This is a genomic window from Romboutsia sp. 13368, from assembly GCF_018336475.1.
Taxonomy (GTDB): domain Bacteria; phylum Bacillota; class Clostridia; order Peptostreptococcales; family Peptostreptococcaceae; genus Romboutsia.
On record NZ_CP048741.1, the window covers coordinates 1,390,474 to 1,391,427 of the forward strand.

General features: G+C 25.5%; 1 protein-coding gene. It reads right to left on the reverse strand.

Annotated elements, in window-relative coordinates; genetic code table 11:
- Positions 1–73 precede the first annotated feature (73 nt).
- A complete protein-coding gene (gene add / locus G3997_RS05640) occupies positions 74–913 on the reverse strand; it encodes an adenosine deaminase (RefSeq protein WP_296644193.1) in 840 nt (279 codons plus the stop codon).
- Between the last annotated feature and the right edge of the window lie 41 nt (positions 914–954).

Sequence of the window (954 nt, forward strand, 5' to 3'; positions counted from 1 at the left end):
AAAAAAATTAATTGGTAATTAATATTCTATAAGTAAAATAAAAAGATTAGTATTTGTTTAAAATTAACAAATACTAATCTTTATGATGGTTTATACTAACATTTATTCCGTCTTTATAGAAATCATAGAATGGATAATCACTAAAACTTTCAATTGCTTTAGTCTGAGTATTACTTGTAGGGCACATTTCAAGCATAACACCAGTTTCTTTAACTAAATCATAAGCTTCTTTCATATCTTTTATTCTAACTCCATGACCTATTCTTTGTGCCTTAAGTATATTTATACAATCTATAACATTTTGACCACTCGCAGCTTCTCCTGCATGTATAGTTATATTGTATCCATAATCTCTTGCTAACTTTATTGCTCTTTTATATTTATTAGCAAATCCTTCTTCTTCAGGTCCTGCTAAGTCTATTGCTACTACTCCTTTGTTTAAAAATTCTTTACCTTCTTCAATTACTAATATTGCATCTTCTTCACTCATCATCTTCATGCAACAAAGTATAATATTTCCTTTTATATCGTAAACTTTTTCTGCTTCATTAACACCATCTATAGTACTTTGTATAACTTCTTTAACAGTTAATCCACCATTTAAATGAAGTAATGGTGCAAATCTAACTTCTATATACTTAACATTTTCTTTTTGTGCATCTTCTAAAAGTTCAAATGTAATTCTTTTTATATTTTCACTACTTTGCATTACTTTATTTGGTAAATTAAAACGTTTTAGATATTCATTTAAAGATTTACAATCCTTAGGAACTTGAACCATTTTTTGAACATCACATTTTTTATATGAATCTAATTTTATATTTTCTTTTTTAGCTATATCTATAATTGTATCTACTCTAACACTTCCATCTAAATGACAGTGTAATTCTATTTTGGGTAAATTTTTTATCATTGTAATACCCCCTATTTTATTTATAGTTATATTTTATTTTA

Bases quoted from the DNA above. Each gene is read 5' to 3' on its own strand.
- add (WP_296644193.1), bottom strand. From the start codon at position 913: ATGATAAAAAATTTACCCAAAATAGAATTACACTGTCATTTAGATGGA.